Origin of the sequence: Chroococcidiopsis sp., from assembly GCF_051657925.1 — a bacterium.
GTDB lineage: Bacteria > Cyanobacteriota > Cyanobacteriia > Cyanobacteriales > Chroococcidiopsidaceae > Chroococcidiopsis.
Map to the genome: position 1 here is coordinate 26,147 of NZ_JBOFLP010000263.1, position 20,649 is coordinate 46,795.

General features: G+C 40.2%; 20 protein-coding genes. 18 read left to right on the top strand and 2 right to left on the bottom strand.

Annotated elements, in window-relative coordinates; all coding sequences use genetic code 11:
* Positions 1 to 18: 18 nt before the first annotated feature.
* Together ACRC32_RS21765 and ACRC32_RS21770 are read right to left on the bottom strand one after the other, a co-directional pair.
* Positions 19 to 903, bottom strand: coding sequence for a KilA-N domain-containing protein (locus ACRC32_RS21765; RefSeq protein WP_438555928.1), 885 nt, complete (start codon positions 901 to 903; stop codon positions 19 to 21).
* 1,093 nt (positions 904 to 1,996) lie between these two features.
* Positions 1,997 to 4,786: a DUF5906 domain-containing protein gene (locus ACRC32_RS21770; protein ID WP_438555929.1), complete on the bottom strand. Its 2,790-nt coding sequence runs from the start codon at positions 4,784 to 4,786 to the stop codon at positions 1,997 to 1,999.
* Between the two features lie 261 nt (positions 4,787 to 5,047).
* Here ACRC32_RS21770 and ACRC32_RS21775 point away from each other — a divergent pair, with 261 nt between their 5' ends.
* From ACRC32_RS21775 to ACRC32_RS21860, 18 genes are all read left to right on the top strand, one after another.
* Positions 5,048 to 5,422, top strand: a complete 375-nt coding sequence (locus ACRC32_RS21775) for a hypothetical protein (RefSeq protein WP_438555930.1) — start codon at positions 5,048 to 5,050, stop codon at positions 5,420 to 5,422.
* A gap of 62 nt (positions 5,423 to 5,484) precedes the next feature.
* Positions 5,485 to 5,670, top strand: coding sequence for a hypothetical protein (locus ACRC32_RS21780; RefSeq protein WP_438555931.1), 186 nt, complete (start codon positions 5,485 to 5,487; stop codon positions 5,668 to 5,670).
* Positions 5,671 to 5,674: 4 nt separating this feature from the next.
* The gene (locus tag ACRC32_RS21785) at positions 5,675 to 6,268 is read left to right on the top strand and encodes a C39 family peptidase (RefSeq protein ID WP_438555932.1); all 594 of its coding nucleotides are present in this window, start codon (positions 5,675 to 5,677) and stop codon (positions 6,266 to 6,268) included.
* A 125-nt stretch (positions 6,269 to 6,393) separates the two neighbouring features.
* Positions 6,394 to 7,533: a hypothetical protein gene (locus ACRC32_RS21790; RefSeq protein ID WP_438555933.1), complete on the top strand. Its 1,140-nt coding sequence runs from the start codon at positions 6,394 to 6,396 to the stop codon at positions 7,531 to 7,533.
* A 67-nt stretch (positions 7,534 to 7,600) separates the two neighbouring features.
* Positions 7,601 to 7,912: a hypothetical protein gene (locus ACRC32_RS21795; protein ID WP_438555934.1), complete on the top strand. Its 312-nt coding sequence runs from the start codon at positions 7,601 to 7,603 to the stop codon at positions 7,910 to 7,912.
* A gap of 218 nt (positions 7,913 to 8,130) precedes the next feature.
* Entirely contained in the window at positions 8,131 to 8,484 is a 354-nt protein-coding gene (locus tag ACRC32_RS21800) for a hypothetical protein (protein ID WP_438555935.1), read from the top strand.
* Between the two features lie 107 nt (positions 8,485 to 8,591).
* Positions 8,592 to 10,898: a 3'-5' exonuclease gene (locus tag ACRC32_RS21805; protein ID WP_438555936.1), complete on the top strand. Its 2,307-nt coding sequence runs from the start codon at positions 8,592 to 8,594 to the stop codon at positions 10,896 to 10,898.
* Between the two features lie 294 nt (positions 10,899 to 11,192).
* Entirely contained in the window at positions 11,193 to 11,714 is a 522-nt protein-coding gene (locus ACRC32_RS21810; RefSeq protein ID WP_438555937.1) for a hypothetical protein, read from the top strand.
* 19 nt (positions 11,715 to 11,733) lie between these two features.
* Positions 11,734 to 13,503 carry a hypothetical protein gene (locus ACRC32_RS21815; protein WP_438555938.1) on the top strand — a complete coding sequence of 590 codons (1,770 nt, stop codon included), beginning with the start codon at positions 11,734 to 11,736 and terminating at the stop codon, positions 13,501 to 13,503.
* Between the two features lie 18 nt (positions 13,504 to 13,521).
* Complete coding sequence (locus tag ACRC32_RS21820; RefSeq protein WP_438555939.1) at positions 13,522 to 14,757, top strand: phage portal protein family protein; 1,236 nt, start codon at positions 13,522 to 13,524, stop codon at positions 14,755 to 14,757.
* Entirely contained in the window at positions 14,754 to 14,981 is a 228-nt protein-coding gene (locus ACRC32_RS21825) for a hypothetical protein (RefSeq protein WP_438555940.1), read from the top strand. Before ACRC32_RS21820 ends, ACRC32_RS21825 begins: the two co-directional genes overlap by 4 nt.
* 84 nt (positions 14,982 to 15,065) lie before the next feature.
* A complete protein-coding gene (locus ACRC32_RS21830; protein WP_438555941.1) occupies positions 15,066 to 16,232 on the top strand; it encodes a hypothetical protein in 1,167 nt (388 codons plus the stop codon).
* A gap of 40 nt (positions 16,233 to 16,272) precedes the next feature.
* Entirely contained in the window at positions 16,273 to 16,908 is a 636-nt protein-coding gene (locus tag ACRC32_RS21835; protein WP_438555942.1) for a hypothetical protein, read from the top strand.
* A 31-nt stretch (positions 16,909 to 16,939) separates the two neighbouring features.
* Complete coding sequence (locus ACRC32_RS21840) at positions 16,940 to 18,049, top strand: hypothetical protein (protein ID WP_438555943.1); 1,110 nt, start codon at positions 16,940 to 16,942, stop codon at positions 18,047 to 18,049.
* Positions 18,050 to 18,077: 28 nt separating this feature from the next.
* On the top strand, positions 18,078 to 18,371 hold the full coding sequence (locus tag ACRC32_RS21845; protein ID WP_438555944.1) for a hypothetical protein: 294 nt from the start codon (positions 18,078 to 18,080) through the stop codon (positions 18,369 to 18,371).
* Positions 18,371 to 18,865: a phage protein Gp36 family protein gene (locus tag ACRC32_RS21850; RefSeq protein WP_438555945.1), complete on the top strand. Its 495-nt coding sequence runs from the start codon at positions 18,371 to 18,373 to the stop codon at positions 18,863 to 18,865. Before ACRC32_RS21845 ends, ACRC32_RS21850 begins: the two co-directional genes overlap by 1 nt.
* A complete protein-coding gene (locus ACRC32_RS21855; protein ID WP_438555946.1) occupies positions 18,862 to 19,401 on the top strand; it encodes a hypothetical protein in 540 nt (179 codons plus the stop codon). Before ACRC32_RS21850 ends, ACRC32_RS21855 begins: the two co-directional genes overlap by 4 nt.
* A gap of 20 nt (positions 19,402 to 19,421) precedes the next feature.
* Positions 19,422 to 20,618, top strand: a complete 1,197-nt coding sequence (locus ACRC32_RS21860) for a hypothetical protein (protein WP_438555947.1) — start codon at positions 19,422 to 19,424, stop codon at positions 20,616 to 20,618.
* Positions 20,619 to 20,649: the final 31 nt, after the last annotated feature.

The window sequence follows — 20,649 nt, forward strand, 5'->3', positions numbered from 1 at the left end:
GTGGTGAGTAAAGTTACTTTAGGATCTGTATCGCAATCCCCAAATTACAGGCACTTTTTCTTGTTTGTTACTAATATACGCTTGCTTAGATTTACCGTTAGCGTTTGTTTGGTGTCGTTTAACACTCATATAACGATCGTAATCTTCAAGTGATTGCAATTTCAAAAAACTTTGAAAAACACGATGAAAATATTTAGCGCTAACAATTGGAGATTGACAACCGTGAAAACTGAAGATTTTAAGAACGTCTACGGTAATTACATAATCGGCTGGATCAAACGTTAGCTCAAAAGTTTTCAAAACCGCTGAACATCCGTTTAATTCAGCTTGTGACAATTGATTGAAACAATTTGAACGCACAGCGGTTTCATTGACGTACTCTTGTGTGATTGGCATACTAAGCAACTGCTCAAGACGATTCACCATTCTCCACTCTTTACGCTTCTTAGCCTCTAACAGAAGGCGCATAGCCGCTAATTCTTCGGTTACTGGCAACTCAATAGGAATAACCTCTGATTGCACATCTTCATCGGTTATTGTCGTTTGTCCTGTGGCAAGAAGTTCCTCGATCTTGCCTGACACCCAGAAATCAAATTCTGGTGAGATCCATTGAGCAAGGTTGATCGCAATTCTTCGATGCACCCACGTCCCGCGATTTTCGTTCAATCCGTCGGTGATTAAAATCAATGGTACCTCACCGCAATATTGCGGTGACGTAGTGAAAACTTTAAGAAAATTGGTAAACCTATCAGATCTTGCAAAAGTGAACCATTCGCGCCCATTAGCCTTACACATTGCTGTAGCATTTACAAAACCTTGTGGTATTTCACGCCCGCTTAAAGTTAATCCTTCGCCAGCAAACGAAATTTCTTGATTATTCCAAACATGCGTAATTACAGACATTGAAAAAACTCCTAAGAAGACCGTTTAATAACCACAAAAAACACTTCTTAGGAGTTTTTCGCCTCAGATCTACTGATCTTTGGCAAACTTAAAATATTTAATTTGGTGATTCTACTCGAAAGAATCTGTTTTTTGTGGTTATTAATATAATGCCTCAATTAGTGGGTCTTGTCAACAGCAGATTCTAAAGTTACTTCAAACGAATTGTTTGACAATTGACACAACTCATGCTATAGCGCGTTGACGAATTTAGCTGAAAATGCTATGAACGCTTTGAAAATGACCTACAGCAAATATCTAGCCTAGTTTACCTGCGAAAGTTTAAGGCGCGTTACAAGCGATTCTAGAGGCATCTGTGACGATGTTTGTCTGTGGTGGGTCTTTGTGACTGGCAAAACCCGATCGGTCTTCAGATAATCTACTATGCAGTTTTGTCTATGTTACAAGCAATTTTTATTGTATTACATAATTTGCATTTAATTAAGAACATAGACGAATGTTCGTAGAATGCGAACGTGTCTTCCAAAAGTTTGAAATCGAGGTAACCGGAGTTTTGAAAGCCTTACCTAGCATACGTTTCAAAAACGGGTTACCTTGGGGTAACGGTAGGGGTAACGCAGTGAAACATAAGCCTAGTAAGGGGTTACCCCTTCCCGGTTACCTTTTTTTAGCGTTACCTCGCTCACTCCCCCTACCCAGAAACGGGTATATTGTTTTGCATATATTTTACTCGTAGTTTAGTGGGTCTTTGTAGTACGCTATAGAGTCTGTTCTTATCTACGGATTATATATATAGTTCTTATATTCTTATATATATATATATATTAGGTAACTAGGTAACTAACAGTACTCAAAGCCTTACACAGCAAGGGTTACCTCAAAGTTACCTTTAGTTACTTTTGGCTCTAAGTTACCCTTTTAGTAACGGTTACAGCCCTTCTGCCAACAAGACACACGATAAAAGTTTGTTAGTTTGAACAAATGCACAAAACGTTTCATCTGTCAACCCCAATATTTTAATGCTATTTGTTCGCCAAAAAGAAAGGACACACTGAATAAACTAGTGCATCCTTTTGGTTAAATTAAAGTTACTTTAGAATTCGTTTTCGTCTTTCGCAACGTCTTCTATTCTTCTGAGTTGCATTCCCCAAATTCCTTTTTTAGCTTTACCGTGTTCTTTTTTAGGGAGTGGTTTACCATCTTTGGAAACCTTTAGTTTATGCGCTTCTTCTAGTGGTTTTGAAAGATGTGGGTAACGTTGCGAAAGCATTTCGCGGACTACTTTTTTAGCTTCTCCTAACGCTTTGTCTAAATGGTATTTCTCTCCCCTTGCTCTCATGAACGATTGCCACTCTTGATAGAAGAAATCATGTGAAGTGAAATTATCGATCGGTTTATTTGGATTGTCTGAATTATCAGGATGCACAAACATCGTTTCAATAAATTCACAAACAACGTTTTCATCCATTACGGCTTCATTTCTATTTTGTGTGAAGAGTTCAGAAGCGTTTAATTCTTCGTAACGTTGAATAAGTGTTGCAACGTCCGAATACAAGACACACCATTTGAATAAACGTCTAAGATTATCGATCCCCGTTTGCCCTCTTTTTCTGCCAAATAGTTTTATCGCAATTGCTTTGAAATCGCGATCGAATTCTTGTTTATCTACATCGATATTCATGAACATGATACGATCGCCTAGTCCATCACCTGTGCGTGTTGGCATTGCCGGGAGTGTTTCGTAAGATGCCAGAAACATAAAATTACGATTGATATCGTATTTCTTTTCTCCTTTTTTATCGATCGTAATTTTATCTTGGGAACCTCCTGTTAAATTTTTGAATGTAGCTGAGAAAAATTGACTTCTCATTGATGCGAGTTCGTCAAAAAATATTGTAGTCGTTTGGACAGTGACTTGTTCAAAGACAAACCCTGATTCTTTCTGGAGACGATCGAACGGAATTGTAAGGTGATTTGAGAAGGCTTTAAGCGCTTCGCAATACGTTCCCTTGCCTGTGCGCTTTTTACCTGTTAAGAAGAGGATTCCAGGCATTTGTACGCCTAATTTAAGCATCTGCCCAAACAGAAATATTTCTAACATTTCTGCGTATCCTTCGCTTTTGCTCCAATTGCGGAAATACGATCGATATTCTTCGATGACACCCTCGCAATCGTAATCATCAAACTTCCACGGTTTACGCTCAAACACAAAATGATCAGGGCAAGGTTCGAATCGTTCTTTCGTTTCTAAATTGAAATTACAATCGGCAAAACCTATAATGTTTGTGTCTTCTAATATTTCCTCATGAGTTGAATGATTTGGATCGACAGAGGCAGAGCTGAAAATAATTCTTGCTTTTTCTGTTATTTCAGGTCTTGATAATCGATGTTCAGTAGTTTCAGTTAACTTCTTGCGTTTATCGTTTGGATCAGTTTCTTCGGTTTTTTTCGTTACAGTTTTAATGTCTTGGTGTGTTAGTTCTAACCATCTCACAACACACCCTGCAATTGCATCACTAGCCGTTTGTGTAAAGTTCCAAATCTTTACATCAAAATCCCAGTAATAGCAACACATTCCACCTTTTTGTCTATGAAATCTCATAAACTTTGAAAGGTCGTAATTCTCACCATCTAAAGTAACTTTAGACGTTTTTGTTTTAGATTTTTCAAACGTGAATTCCTCCACTTCACACGCTGTAGAAATATCTTTGAACATTTCAGTAAAACGCGATCCTGATATTTCGAAAGACACATCTAAGTCAGAGGGATCGACTGAATCGACGTTTGTTTCACGTTTGATTTTATAGCGTGTCCAAAGTTCGTAAAGACTGATCGAGTAACCCCACTGGCGATGGTTGGCGTAGATTCCTTCATCGTCTAGGGCAGAATGAAAAACGGTGAAGCCAGTTGGATTGGTTGCCTCATCATTCAGGAAAGACACACAATCGTATTGCTCATGAACATCTCTTGATCGTTTGCGCTTGAAATTAACGTCAGGGAAAAGTTTCTCTAAAATTGCTGAGAGACTTCCTAATTTTTCGAGTAAATGATGATCGCATTTTGTAAGCGGTGAGTCTTTTTCGCGCTTGCGAATTCTGCCTGTTTTTGTGTTGCGTTCGGACTCTGTGTCGAAGTCCGCAGACGCTTCTAAACATTCTGCAAAAATATCCCAAGGCAAGACACACGAAAAATCTTCCTTAATAAATTTAGTGGAATCGTTGCACCCGTAAATCATTTGGTGAGGGCTGGCAACTGATTGATCGGATTCGCTAGCGTAACGTTCTAGAAACGCTAATCTGAATCCGCGCAAACGATTGAGATCCATTACTTCAGGAAGCTTGATGAGCCATCTGTGACGATCCCAACCTTGATCGGTTTGGACTGCGCTAGGCGTTGCGTAAGCGTAAAAACTCCAGTCACAAAAACGTTTGTCTGGTAACGCATCAATAGCCACATGATCGTAATCGATCGCGATTAAATCCGAACCAACAATCTGATCGTTGCCAACTGTCCAATCTTTACCGTCTTCATCTTTTTGATAGTCACGCTTAAGGATTCCGAAAGACTCACCATCAACATACGCAGGAATGATCGCCTTACCTTGCTTTAATTGCCGTGCGATCGATTTAACGTGAGACGATGTTACATTCCATTCTGTGAGCTTATGCCCTGCACTTTCTTTCGCAGGTTTGTTAATAAATCTCGAATGAACTAAAAGACCTAAAGTAACTTTAGTTTCTTCGCTATTGACATTCTCTGAAGAATTTGTTAGAGTATCGGTACTGGAATCTACATCGATCGTTTCTTCGAATGCTTTTGGTTCTAGTGACATTTTGATTTCTTTGATTACTTGTTTGTATATCCCCGCAGTTGCTAGTAACATCTGCGGGGATTTTTATGTGACAGTATTAACGTATCACAATAGTTCGAATGTGTCAAATGAACACTAGTGACATCAATCGAACTAAAGTAACTTTGGGTCTTTTTTAATACACATCTCTCTAAAGAGGTATATATTAAGACAGATTTAACTATTTTATAGATGTATTTCCTCAAAAAACCTATGTATGTTTTTGAATAATATACTATTTATTTACGGTGCGGCATGTTAAATTGAGTTAGGTAATTATGACGAGTAATCAAAATGTCATCAGCAACCCTACCGAAATTGGAAGAAGAAACGATCGAAAAAGTGCAACAGCACCCGACTGGATTGATTCTGCGCCAACAGCTTGAAATTGCTGTATCTGGGATCAATCCTTTGCGGGTGCGTTTAGGTGTCTCTGATGACCAGCTAACACAAGTTCTAGGCATCACTAGAGGGACATACAATAAGCATAAGTCGAATGGGTTCCGAACCTTTTCGTGTGTGCAAGTCGATCGTATTTTAGAATTCTTACAAAGGAGAGAGCAGATGTCTTCTACGTTTATTAATCCAAGAGTTCAGAATCATCATAAAAATCAATTTGAAGGTGATGATGATTTTCCTGATGATGGCAATAACGGTGATTACGAATAAAGTCAAGGTCTAATTTTTTGCTACATAAGTCCTGTGTTTCTCCTGTTTTTTAATTTAATTTTATGCAGTGTTTTAAAGCTGATTTATACGACGTTTTTGAAAATATTAAATATCGCGTTTTTGTCCCTGAAATGGGAACTTTCCCTAAGCTTTTACGTGTAGATAGAGAGTTTTTTCTGTGGGACGGGGAGAAGTACGTTGAGGTGCGTCCGCTTGAAGTTGCGATCGATGTCCTAAAGTTACTTTAGAAATATGTTAAAAGAAGTAAAATACTCTGAGCATTTGATTAAAGGGTTCCCACTGCGCCATCAATTAGATAACGCACTTTATCCTGGGGGAAGTTGTAATATGACTTCACTAGCGATGTGCTTACAGTATTTTAAGAAGAAGGTTACGCCTAATTACGGATACGATCAACTAGAAGACGCACTATTAGCAACTTGCGATGATGAAGGATTATCGCGCCATGACCCCGCAACGATCGCGCTATTAGCCGATCGTTTTGGTTTATCTGATGAGTTGATTATGATCGAAGGTTGGGATCAAGTTGGTAAGGCGCTTTACGGGAAATTGATTCCTCATTTGGTTGCAGGGTTTCCTGTGATTACCCACGGTCTTTACGTAGAACCTTTTGGGCATATTGTTTGTGTTGACGGAATAAGATTAGAGGATGGTAAACCTGTGGCGTGGCATCACGCTGATCCGTTTGGAGAATGGTATCGAGACGGATATAACAAAAACTACGGAGGAGATCCCGCGCTTGGTCGGTATTGGATGTCTCACGCTAGCTTTACCGCAACGGCATTGAAAGACGGTATACTTTGGGTTCACCTGATCAAGTCTTAAAGTTACTTTAGAAAGACGCACGATAAGCCCTCAAAATACTTTAGATTGACGCTTGACAGTTCTGAATCGTGATGTTACATTAGATTCAGTTACGAAACAAACAAAGTTTTTCACAGGAATTGCAAATGGCTTTATATTTTTTGGAAGATCTTCGACGTAATTTCATTTCGAACGATGTGGTGTATGATTGGGAGTTACCGATCGTAGAAGACGATCATCAATCGTTCTCAGCGATGGCGATTCAAGCGATGCTACCCGTTCATATTGCACAACCGTTTGACGCACTTTCGAAGGTCTTAGGTGTTACGTTTGACAACTGCGGCAAGATTCAATATTCGTCTGAAGACGGAGCGCTAAAGTATGTCGGGTTCCCGTCGATCGGGATGTTTGAGGGTTCGCCTCATCTGAAAGTGGGTGATACGTTTGGCACAGATTATTCAGCGACTTACATCCCACTTCAACATGACGGATCGGACTACATGATCCAAGGGAATAAACTTGAATTTAATCGTGTTCAAACTGAGAACGGAGAACGCGCATCGATCAAACTCAAGATCAAGGGTGGAGACACATTCTTCATCTCATTCCGGATGGTCAAGGATAGCTCTTTAGACGCTGTAGAATCTGCATTCGATAACGGTGAATTCGGGCAGTATTTGAACAGTTTTAGTAGTGTTTATGCGAACGCTACGAAGATGTTCTTTACTACGTTTAAGAGTGGGTCTTTTCCAAAGGAGGGCGTACTGTTCAAACTTGGCAACGGTAAGCTGCGCGAGACTGAATACAGCGGCAAAACGATTAGTTCGGTGTCTTTTGCAATTCTGGCTTGTTCGCATCCCGATTTGATTGTGCAAGACACAACGAAAGACGATCCTAAGTTGGTCGAAATCTCTCAGGTTTCATCGATCAGTTTTTCACAATCGACACATCCTTATTCGTTGTTCTCTCAAGGATCTGTCAGTGCGTCTGATGTTCTGTATTGCCACTTCCAATGTGCGGCTGTCAGTGACGGTGAAGCTCGATTAGACTGGACTCCTAAGCATATTGCATCTAAGGTTCCGTCACGGTTACCGTTAATGAGCCGCAATTTACTTCCACTAGTCGGAGAAGACGCACCAGCAACTTTGCCATCACGATCGGCTAAACCTGCGCTAGCTGCAGTGCCCGACGTTCAACCTGCTAAGCGGAAGAAAGCGGAAGTCGTATCAGACGAATCGCCCGACCAAGCAGCAAAATCTGCTGATTTAAGTCAAATTCCGTTCTAAAGTAACTTTAGCTTTCTAGTGACATCTTAGGGAATCTTCGGATTCCCTTTTCTTTTAAGAGGTGATTATGACGTTTGATGATTTAGAGGTTGGTGACGGGTTTATGTTTCGTGGAATGTTCGATCGTGGGATGTTTCTTCAGTGCGTTAAAGTAACTTTAGATTCGTACTATTCGCCTTCTGTTGATTCAGCGGGATCGGTAATGTTCCCGGAACGTTCGCAGGTTGTAACGACTGACGACTATTTTATTGTCAATGAGGATTTCTTTAAGTTCTTTATCAATGCGTTCAGAAGACACACAGAAGAAAAGCTGAAAAGACGACAAAAGCGTTTAGGAATTGCTAACTTTTATGAAACGATCGAAAAGCTTGACGGGTAAGGAAGTTTTCGCGAGTCGATATTATTGTGTGTTGGATGGCGATTACTGGAAATTAAAATGTAAATTGCGGGGAACATTTTTAACGAATGGGAATTGTGAGTTAGCATATCGGACTGAGAGCCAATGCCAAAAGGCGATCGATCGTTTTCCTAATTTATAGTTGACATGTTTGAACGGTTGCGTTATAGTTTAGGAGTCAAACAAAAAGGAGATAGGACATGGGAGTTTACAAGTTAATGTACCAAGATGAGTCAGGCGTATTGTATAAATACCGAAGAACGGCGATTAGTGCAGAGACAGCTATTTTAGACTTTGTTCCTAGAACGAGATTAGAAGGCACAGAAGAATACGAACCGCTCAAAGCTGAATTGATTTCTGTTGAAGAATTGAATGTTACACGAGTTTATCAACTTAATGACTTGCAAGATTATCAAGAAATGATAACTTTGTGTAATGAAAAAAACTTAAACGTTTCAAAAAGTGTGGGTCAATTTTGTTTAGAAGTTTCAGGCAAAGGTAATTGGGAGATGGGCGCGTGGGCGAATTGTCATGAAGTATTAAATGAGTGGTAATCACCTTTAGTTGTTCAGAAGTCCGATCGATCCCACATAAGCGATCGATCGGACATGTCAGGAGTGACATAAAAGACTCACTAAAGTTACTTTAGGGATTACTCACAATGCAAATGCTTAATCCTGCTGAATTAGTCAAAGATCCTGATTTTGATCCTAGTAAAGTTAACTATGATTTGATTCCAGATGGATCGATTCATTGTGATATTGCTAGGAAGTTTTTTTGGATTCGTGAAACCGAAGATGGTAAAAAATTTGTCGTTGCACCTCCTGAAACGAAGCTTAATATCTTTAGCCGAACATCGAAGGTAATTCCAAAATGGGAACCGACTGCCAAATATAAAAAGTATCCCGATCTTACATTTATAATCGTTGACGTTGAGACGTTAAGGATTAATCATTCAATCAAAGACATACGAGAGCAAGCTAGACACAATCGAATCAAAGCGATCGGAATTCGCAATGAGCGTGGTCAAAATGTAATGATCCAAGATGAGTCAGAAGCTTGGATGCTCCGTAAGTTCTTTGAGATAATGGAGCGTAAGCAGCCTGATTTGTTGATCGGTCATAATTCAATGTGGTTCGATTTCCCGTTCATTGTAGAGCGATGCAAAGTTTTAGGGATCAAGTGCCCGATGTGGATTGGGTACGATCGCGAAGAATCCCGGTTTGCTGCTGCTGCAATTGCTGGTAGAAAATATAATGAAAAGTTTCGAGCGGTTCATACGAAACTAGCATCAGGGAAAAAGGTTCATCATTTAGATACGCTCATGTGTGCTATCAAATGGGATAGCGTGATGCGAAAACTTCCTGATAGTTTATCTCTTAAGAATTTACCTGTTGAACTTGGATTAAGAGAAGAATCGCGTTTAGATCTTGGTATCGAAGGAATCGAAGATTGTTACGCTAGGGGCGATTGGGAGACGTTAAAAGTATATTTGTTTTATGACTTGGAAGACACACACCTTTTAGCCGATCGATTTGTTCCTGAAATTATCAATGAACAATCCTATTTCCCTGATTTTCCAATCCAAGCGCTTGCTACTGTGGGTGTTGGTACAAAGTGGCAAAAGTCGTTAGAGCGTGGATACACAGCCGCTTATGTAGCATCGTTGCCTGATCCGATTAGAGCAGGGTTCCAGGGCGCGATTACGATCGCAGAAGCGGGATTATATCGCGATGTTGTGGGATTTGACTGGAGCGGTCAGTATCCGTCTTGTATGAAACAATACGGAATTTGTTCGATTCTTGACTTTAAGTTTTTGATGCTTTCAATGCTTGAACATGCTGTAGATTATCGAATGCAGCTCAAGTATAAAGAAAATGCTACAAAAGCTGAAGAAGAATTTGTCACAACTGTGAAGGCAGTGCAAAACGGCGCATATGGAGGATGCGGTGCTAAGATTCCCTTCGGTGATGTGATTGCTGCTGCAATGATTACAGCATTTGCAAGGGCGCGAATTAGATGGAGCATCAAATTTATTCAAGATATGGGGGCAGAATTAATCTTGACTGATACAGATTCAGTCATGATCCGAACGAACTTAACTGATGTTCATTTGAAGTATCCGATTTCTAAAGTAACTTTAGGAAAACTTCCTTCTGATGCTACGTTAGAAATGTTAAGCGCGGTTGCGATCGGTGAGCAGTTGATTAAAGCGATTCCCGAAGGAGCAAAGATCGATTTAGATTCGCTGAATCGCTTGTTTTTTGTTCCTCCTACATCAGTACCAAAAGACTACGATCGTAAGACAAAGTTTGGATCGGTTCACGGTCGAAATTTTGTTCTTAAGAATTTGTTAGTCAAGGAAGAGTACCAGGAAAACCCGGAGATCGCAGATTACGTTGCTCAGTTTGCAGATGAAAAGATTACTTTCGATCGTCTGAAGGAAATTTCTGATAAGTTTGGTTTAGGCTTTCCTGATTACGAAGGAATTCGTAAGAATTACATTAAGTATCTTTGGACTCCTGAATCAAAAGACAAACAAGGAAATGTAATTCCGGGTAAGTGGAAAGTAAAAGCTAAAGGTCGATTTGTGAAGCGCGATCGAACGAAGTTAGAAAAGGAGTTTCAGCAAAAGTTTATCAGCCTTTATGCAAACGATCCGGGTAGTGCTGAAGAATATTATTCGAAAACGTTGGCAATGCTGTTACTTGGGAAATATCCGATCGCTGATTTAATGACTACTCGCAAGATTCCGAAATCCGATAAAATGTTAACGGGTTTAGGGTTCGGAGAGAAAGGACAAACCGTAAGTTTTTACACAGGACAAAAAGGCGAATATGTTCAATCAGGTCCATACTGCATTCAAACATACACTGAAAAACTGAGACGTTTGTATCAAGAGCTGAAGTGTTTAACGGAAGGCAAACCAGTTGTAGAACAATTAGAGGAGCAATTAAAGCTATGTTAAGCGGACGAGGTAACAACTATCCTAAATGTCAGTATTGCGGCTCAGGGTGTCGATTAGCGATGAATCAAAGAACATTAACGTGTGCCCACTGTTGGAAGTTGTCAGTTAAAGCACGAGAGAAAAAGAAAGCTGAAAGGTTGAATCAAAAAGACAAACAAGAGTAAGCTTAAGACAGTCAAAAGTAAACCAAGCGTAAGTTAGCAGGCACTCGTATTTCACGGGTGTCTTTTTTGTGTCTTGAAAATGTCGCTTTTATTACGCTAAACTGATAAAAACCTAAAGTTACTTTAGAGTATGCACGATAAAGCTTTTTATAAAAATATTAGAGAACGCATTGAAAACCGTGTAGGCGAATTAAGAGTAGTTGGCTACGGATTCAATCATATTCAAGCGGTGATTAACCGTGAGTTTATGCTTGATTCATATAGCGCTTCTCAAGTTAGAAAGGATTACGATTCGTACATCGCAAAAACGGCGATTACGCCAGACGATCCTGATTTAGCAAAACAGCTTGAAATTGAGTTACAACGGTTAGATAGTTGGTTGGAAGTGATTCATCCTAAAATTCAAGCGGGCGATTTGAACGCGATCGATCGGGCGTTGAAGATCGAACTTTTAAGAGTTAATTTACTAGGTTTTAACGCTCCAGTCAAAGTTAGAATTAAACGTGCCGCTGAGATTGAAGCAAAGATTGTTTTGAATGCTTTATTTAGATTAATTGCTGAAGATAATGTAATCCCGGATGAACACAAACAGCGAATCTTCCAACTTGCTAGCAGAAATCGGGATGCATTGGCTAACGCAATTCAAGCCTAACGGTGCTGACTTCGTTTCAATGTCGATTAAACGCCAACACGCGATCGATGCTGTCGATCGTATTATGTTATATGGGCGAACGGAAAAAGGAGACCCACTAGATGACACGAAATGGTTTAGACAGCAGATTAGGCTAACGGCTGACAATCGTATTGCATATGTTATTACAACAGGTGCGTCTCAGGTTTCTAAATCGCTTGTAAATTATCTTGATGCGATCGATACATTAATCACAGGTCAGCTTGATATCGGTTGGTTCTATGCATCGCGTACCAGCATGAACAACCAACAGCCTAGCCAATTTCAACGAATGGTTCATCATTGGGTAAAGGCGGCTAAAGTAACTTTAGAAATCGATCGCGATGCTGTTTCTAGGTTTATGATCGGGAATGCGATTGCTAACTTTTCCTATGCTAATTCAGACTCTACTGAAAAATCAGGAGGAGCATCGGAGGGAAAAGAGCAAGCATCGTTCCAAGCATCTAAGTTATATTTAGAAGAAAAATCGAGTCATAAGGCAACCGTTGATGTTACGCCTCGATTAGGTGCGTCTCGATTGCTTTCGAAACCGATCCGAGAGTTAGGAACTCCTGGGGCAGGGGTTGGAATTGAGCGTAGTATGTTAGAGGCTAAACATGTGTTTTGTCCCGCAGTGCATTGCAGAAAGTGTAAGCAGGTTACATGGTTAGAACCGAAAGGAGCGTTACTAAAGCCGATCGTCGATTCAAAGACAAACGCACCAAAGTACTTTAACGCCCGTGGTGAAATCATTGATTATCATGCTAGAGAACCGGGAAGACCTGAAAGCGCGTTTATCGCTTGCGTTCACTGCGGTTATCCCGTTACTAATCATGAAATTATTAATTGTGATTTACGATCTAAAGTTACTTTAGAATCAGTTGATGAATATCTCGATAGTATTCCTGATGATATTGTACAGATCGAACCTGTAGCGATTTATTTAAGTCCTTTATTACGTATTCCTAGTGATCCTATGCGAGTTTGGCAATTAATTCGAGACGGGTTAAATCCGGTTAATCCTAGTATTTATCAACAAAATAAATTAGGTTATGCATCAGTTAGTGACAATTCTGGTGTGTCTCCTTATGATTTCGAACGTGTTATTAGTCTTGATCCTTGGGTGTTTAGTGGCACTTCTAAACCACAACGGTTTTTAGGAATTGACCAAGGCAGAGACACACACTACGCTGTCATTTTAGAATGTGATGGCGATGCTGCAAATATCATTCATGCTGACACTGTTGCTCAATATGAAATCAATGATTTGATTAAGCGCTTCGAAGTCACTAAAGGGTTTATGGATAATGAACCTGACAGATTGAGCGCTTATGAAATTGTGCAAGCGAATGATGGTATTTTGGCACTAGCGGATCAACGAACGATCGACGTAAGTTATAAAGAAATTACGGTCAAGCACGGGGCAATTGAAATCCCTGCTTATGCGATTAATTCCAACACATTCAAAGATTTAGTGATTGCCAACTTTGTCGAAAATAATTATCGAATTGCGTGTGAGCTTCACCGAAAGTTTCAAAAACATATCACCTCAGTAAAGCGAAATTCTGATACAGGGAAATTAGAAAGACCTGCCGATCATGATGACGATTTCTTTTTCGCGATGATGTTCGCACATGCCGCAGAATCACTTTATAAAGGGACACACAAACCGATCGGTAAGTCGTCAGTGGTCGGTCAAAAACTAGCTTTACCAGGTCAAAAAGCGCAGTTCAAACAACAGACATTTTTCAGTAAGCGAACTCGATTCTAAAGTAACTTTAGGAATTTTATGAAATTTGTAAACACGATTCTAGCACCAAAAGCGCAGCAGTTAGTAGGGCGATACATTAGCTCAGTGCGTCTTTCTACGAATTCACATCGGGAAAAGATTCGTGCTTACAAAGACATGCTAAGGAGCGATCCTGTAACACGTTTTTGTGTTGAATTGATCAATCTTTATATGTTCAATGCATTAGGTGACTATTCGCATTCACGGGGAAGAATCACAAAAGATATTCGTGAGCAGATTATTAATTCTAAGGGTAGTTGGATCGAAGTTTTGAAGCGGGTGAACTCTGCTCAATGGTACGGTTATAGCTGGTCTCAAGTAGCCGTAGAAGACACACAATTTAATCGTAAACGTATTACTGAGATTTACACACTTGATCCCACTGCCTACGAATTTCAGGGAGATAAAACGATCGATTCGGTGTTAGTTTATGCGTCCCCAAAAGATTATCTAGTTGATTACGATAGCGGGATTCATATTGTAGCGGGAACTGATTTAAGTTTTGATTCAATTCACGGATCGGCAAGATGTGAGGCGGCATATCCTTACTGGGAATTGCATCAATTAATGATGACAGTGCTTGCAATCGCAGGGCAGAGACAAGCCACACCCATTTTAGTTAAGAAGACAGAGACAAACGATGAAGTACTTTTAATTAATCCTTCAACGGGGCAACCTGTTTTAGATGATGTTGGCGAACCTGTTCTAGTGTCGAAAGGTTGGGATGCAATACAGCAATTGGAATCATTAGGAATTGCGGGCGTAACAGCGATCGATCCTGACGATGAAATCTATGCAATCGAATTGAAAGTTAATAACGATTTACTTAAAGAAATTATCAAATACTGCGAAGAAATGCGAATGAAATCGTTTTTTGTTCCGACACTTTTAGGGACAACTTCACTTTCAGGTTTGGGTGATTCTTCACTTGGTGATATGCATTTAGAGATTTTTGAAGAGTTGATTTTAAGTTCGCTGAATTTTTTAATGAATGAGATTATTGAGCAACTAATTAGACCGCTTATTGAGTACAATTTCGGAGTTCAATCGAGCTACGGGACATTCGAAATTAAACGCAGGGATCGAAATATTTTAGAGTTAGCTAAAGTAACTTTAGACGGTTTTGCTAAAGGTGTTTTTGTTGCAACTGATCCAACAGTTGTTAACAGACTTCGATCGTATTTAGGGATTGAGCCATTGGATGAAAAACAAATTACAGGAGAAGACCCACAATGAAGACTGAAACACTTCAAGCGGTAATGCCGTTGTATTTAACGACGATCGGCGGAATTTTGGTAATAGCGTGTTTGTTCGCACCAGCATCAGAAGAATTTAAGGATAAAGTAGTTACTGCGGCTGTAGGTCTTTTTGGTGGGGCTTGTGGTGTTGCCGTTCAAGGAATGGGAAGCAAGAAAGAAGTTCACAACGAAAATGTAGAGGAGCAAACGATAAACCCTTAATATTTTGTGTGTAGTTAATTGAGGCTTGAATAGAGGTTCTAGAGGTCGTAAAATTTAGGATAACGAAAAGTTACTTTAGACCTTATGACTGCCATTGCGGTAGAACCTATTTTTGTTAGTTTGGATTCAGAGATGAGTCCGCCTAGAGTCGAATTAGAAGCTAGAGAAATTGAATTTATCGCCTGTAAAGAACAGAAGATCGTTCGTTACGATTGGTTCAAAGGCGAAAAATACTTTTTGACATTTTCTCACGCTGAAGGAGATGTCGATTTGTCTCGTGTGTCTGCGGGGCAAGTGATGTTTTTGGATGGTCACACATCAATGTTTGATAGTCCGAAAACATTAGGACAAGTTAGAGAAGCCAAACTTGAATCGGGTGAACTTCATACACTTCATGTCATTGGCGGAAATAAAAATGCTGAAGAGTATTGGAATGACGTTCAACGTAAAGTGATTCCGGGCGTTTCGATGGAAGCGAACGTTACAGAGATTCAAGTGCTATCAAAAGCCAAGTACGAAGAAACTGAAGACGTAGACGGTTACAGACGGAAAAAGCTTTTAGAACCCGCTCATTTACTAGCAAAGAAATGGCAATTGCTAGCGGTCTCGTCCGTAAGTACGCCCGCTATAATTGGAGCGGGAAAGAAACATAAAGAAAAAGCGTCTAATATCCCTACGACTTTAATTCAACTGTCTTCTGAAACTGGCTATGAATGGCTAGAAGAAGACACACCAACACTACAGGAATCTGAACAAATGACTGATCAAAATAACGATCGCACCGTTCAATTAGCTGACGAAAACCGCGATTTGAAAATCAAGCTTTCAACTGCTGAAAAGCTAGCAACTGAGGCGGAATCTAAAGTTACTTTAGCAAATGCTCAGTGTGAGTATTGGAAACTTCGATGTACCGCGCTATCGCTTTATGCGGTCGATAACAAACTTTCTCAGGAAGAGTTTGAACTTGACTTCTCTGAAGATCCGAAAGCAGACATCGATCGTTTGTCTGCTCTGTCGAAAGAAGACGTACAAATTGAATTGAAAACGGTCGATCGGGCGTTGCGTCGCGCATCTTTGAAAAAGCCAGTTGATCGTGTTTCTGATTCTGCCGATCGAACGATGCTTGAAAACAAAGACGTAACGGTTAAAAAGACCGTCTCTGAAACGTCTCAAGAAAACCTAAGCGATCGTCAGCAGCAAGAAAAAGAAGCCGAAGAATACATGGCAAAGCGTAGCAAGTACAAACGATAAGACGCACGTCATTAAAGTAACTTTAGAGAAGGAATGAACAATGCCTAACAACATGTATCAGGGCAAAACAAGCTTTGATAACTTTGACTATCCCCAAGTATTGGCAACCGATCGCGGTTTACGTTCCCCCAGAGGATTAACGCTTGATCTCAGCTATTTGCAAGCGAACCCTGCGGGCACAAAAGTAGTCAAACCTGGATATCTGCTTTCGGTTTTGCCAAGCGGTTATGGTCGTATTTTTCCGGGATCTCGTGCGATTGCAGCAGCAGCGGTAGGGGCTACTGTTATTAGCGTTAGAGATGCAAGTGTTTACAAGATCGGGGAAGTTGTTTCAAGAGTTGCCGCAACGCCACAAGGAACCCCTGCGAACTTTGGAGCTACAACCGCCTTAGGAACGGTTCAATCGCTCGATACTGCTGCTAATACGATTACGCTTAGCGCGGCATCTGCAAGCGCTCTTAGCGTTCGTGACATCGTTTTAGGAACTGATGCCAATAATCCTAGTGCGATCGTTGGAATGATTCTGAGTCTGAACGATCTAGGGGATAATCCAAACGATGTAGCGGCTTATACATCAGCCACAGTCTATGGTATGCGTCTCCCTATGTGGGATAGCTTTATCCAAAACCTTTTCCCTGAAATTACGCTAATGCGAAATAGCGTAAACTTTGCTTAGTTCTAAAGTTACTTTATAAGGTTGTTTTTCTATGGCTGCTATCATTGATTGGTATTCTCGAAATACTCACAAAGTTCAAAAAATTGTTGATTTGTCGTTTTTTCGATTGTTAGAAAGCGACACTTCAGTTTTTGCCGATCTTGCTCCGATCGTCGATTATGTTGATGTGATGCTGCTGATTATGAAATTCAGCAAGTCCAAACCGACAATTGCATCGTTGGTCTCTGATGAACAAGAGTTGCCAACAGGTAGAGCGCGGATTCAGATTTCTGAAGAGGCTTTAACTGAAGCACGATTTGGTAAACAGTACGTTTTCAAAAATAATGATTTCAAGGCATTCAAGCGTCTTGAAGATGCGATTAGACGTGCTGAATCGGCTGAGTTAGTTGATGCATTTGAAGGGGTGTTTTTAGGACTTGCTGAAGACCTTGCCCCTGCGATTGTTGAGAAAATGACTGTGCTGTTAATGGACGTTTTGACAACAGGTTCATGTAACTTTGTTGATCCATTAACAGGGGTTCGTTTTCAATTGGCATATCCTGATACGATCGCAACAGGTCCGAACCAACTACTATTCACAGACGCACCTGTAGCAGGAACACAAGTAAATAATCCCGCTGCAAATAGCCTTGCACAGTTAGACGCTCACGCAATGGCGTACTATAACAATTTCGGTGTTTTTCCATCGCGTATTTATTTACGTTGGACGAACATTCGAGATATTGCGGCACAGACTTCGACCCGTTTGGCACTATCGCAACGAAACGGATATTCGATCGCGTCAACAGATACAGCTAGTTTGAACGCTGTTTATGTAGAAGACGAACAAGTAACTGATTTGATTTCTCAAAGATTGCGCGGGGCTGAAGTTAAATTACTTGATGCGATGTATTCAGAAGAAAATGAAGCGGGTGTCGTTACTGACAAGTATTTTCTCTCGGATAACTTCTACTTCTTTGGCGAACCCGGAATGGCTGAACGATCGTTTGTTCCGACTCCTGAGAAGATGTTTGAAAAAGGGATCTATGTTGGTGCAAAAGACATTGACGACGCGCCTCGAATCGAACGTTTAGCGGGTGTTGGCGCGGGAATTCCAACCGTATTTGATAGCCGCAAACTTGCTGCAAGACGTTGGAAGTAATCTAAAGTAACTTTAGGAAAGACGCACAATGTACACTGCTGAATTAATTGGAACTTCATCGAAGATTGAGAATGTTCCTTTAAGCGACATTCGAAACTGGTTAATGCTGATTGCTCCGATCGCTCTTGATAGCATCGATTGGGGCAAAGTCACAGCTTTACCAGAAAAGAAAGCAATCAAGTTTCCTCTTGAACCTTACGTTTTGCGAATTGCACATCATGCAGATCCCGAATTAGAGGAACCCTCAGAAGACGAACCGATCGAACCTGATCCTAACAAAGTGCCGCTAGAGTCGTCAATCGAAGAACCGCCTACTGAGTAATGCCATATTCAACGCCTGAAGATTTCGAAGAACAATATACTGAAACGGAATCCGCTGAATTAGCTTCGCTTGATGATTTTGAATTATCGGCACTGCGCGATCGACTTAAAAAAGGAATTGATAAAGCGGATGGGGAAATAAACACGATTCTAGGTAATCGATTTGTAACCCCTATTTCTCCCACTCCTCCGTTTTTAGTTTGGGCGTCTGTTGCGATCACTCGAAAAATTCTTCATAGTTATGAAAAATCAGAAGCGGTAATTCGAGACTACGAAGATGTTATTGAACGGTTGGAACGAATCGGATCGGGAAAAGACGCACTAATCGGTTCTGATGGAAAAGTGATTGTTCCGAAAAATACAGAAGTTGCAGGAGAAACAAACAGCCGTTTTTCAGGAACTATGCATACAGGAAGGATGAGGGCTTATGTACCGAGGTTCGGGGCGTTGAATCCAAATCGAGATAATTATTCAGAACGGGAAAGATTTTTGTGAGCATTATTGTAGAGTATGAAAATCAACTTGCTTATGAGGTCGAACGACGTTTAAACGACGTTTTGAAAGTGATTACATGGGCAGATGCATTTTCAACTGAAAACTCTACAGCACGATTAAATCAAATCATTTTAGGTCATCAACGAACCGAAAGAATCCAATATACAACAGACGCACAAACCGGACATGTTCTGTATTGGAAACGTTACTTTTTCGAGATTCGAGTGGAGTTGTTGACACTCAAAAATCATCAAAAGGCACTCGATTTGTTAGAGCAAATTCTTGATGATGTGTTGGCAGGTTATCAACCTTTTGCCGAAATTTTTCCGTTTGTTCCTCAAGATTCGGGGAACGCAACTCGAAACAAAGCAAACGGATCTTGGATTTATTCAGCTTCAGGTTATGCCAATGTGTTAAGCAACATTAAAACTTTAACTCCATTAAAATCAGCTTCAGATGTTCCTTTAAAGCTTGTTCAAATTGCATTTAGACAAGCTGAATCTACACAAGATTTTGCTATTTTCACAAAACAGTAAAGTAACTTTAGGTTTGTCTTATGCATCCATTTGTAACTATTAATTCGACTGTTCAATCTTCTGACACTACGACTACTCAGAAGCTTTCTACGATTTACATTGTGGGTACAAAAGGGACGGGAACCATTGGACCTAATGAAATTAAACCGATCCCTACGGTTAATGATTTTAATACGATCGTGGGTAGTGGGTCTTTATCCGCTCCATCTTACAATTTTATTAGAACCATCGAAGCGTCTACAGCGGTTACAATTTATTTTGTAAATGGTTTCTCTACTAATGCTTCTCCGACATTGAAAGATCATTTGTTAGCAGGTGTCTTGCTGTTAGCAAAAAATATTCGTTTACCTGCTGGTGTAATTTTATGTCCTGAGCTAGGCACTTTAACTGTAGCTGCTGATATTGTTACAGTGTTTCAAGCTTTTCAAAACTTAGTTTCTAATTCGCTTTTAAATTGGGAATATTACCATAACCTTTCATTGTTGGCAAATGATAAAACTAAAGCGAGTGCTGAAAGAGCTAGTTTAAGTTCTCCGCAAGGACATTCTAGTTGCTACTTTGGATACGGACGTGATTCTAATAATAATCAAATTCCTGCAAGTGCTGTAGCTGCTGCAAGATTGATGTATTTGAATCGGACAAAGCGTGGTTATTTTTCACCTGCTGCTTATCAAGAACCGATCCCGTTCAAAAGTGTTGATCCGGGTTTTATTCCAAAGTGGGAAATCGGAATTGATGAATACACAGAACTCGTTAACAGCGGGATTAATTGTATTTATCTTAATGGTGACGGAATCACAAACAGCTCTTATTTGTTATGTGGAGCTAGAACACTTTCTACTGATCTTGCTTGGTATTATCAAAACACGCGCTACACAGCGAATAACATTTTCTTTAGAGCAAGTTCAGTTCTGGAAAAGTTTCTCTTTCTACCTTCTGACATTTCAACGATTGCTAATCGCAACGCAGTTCCCGTTGTAGGATTGCAAGAGCAAATTGTAAATGCAGATGTTATTCTGGCAACTCGTGTTTTGATGGATACATTAGCGTTTGAAGGTGCGTTTTCGACTCCTCCAATTAAAGGGGACAACACACAAGACGAACCTTATACAGTACTACCGCTCCGTACTCCTGATGGAAATTTAGCACTGACGATCGAAATGTATCTTGTGCAAACGAGAGAAAAGATTTCACTCAATTTCGTAAAGAAAAGCTAATCTTTTAACTCTAAAGTTACTTTAGAAAAGA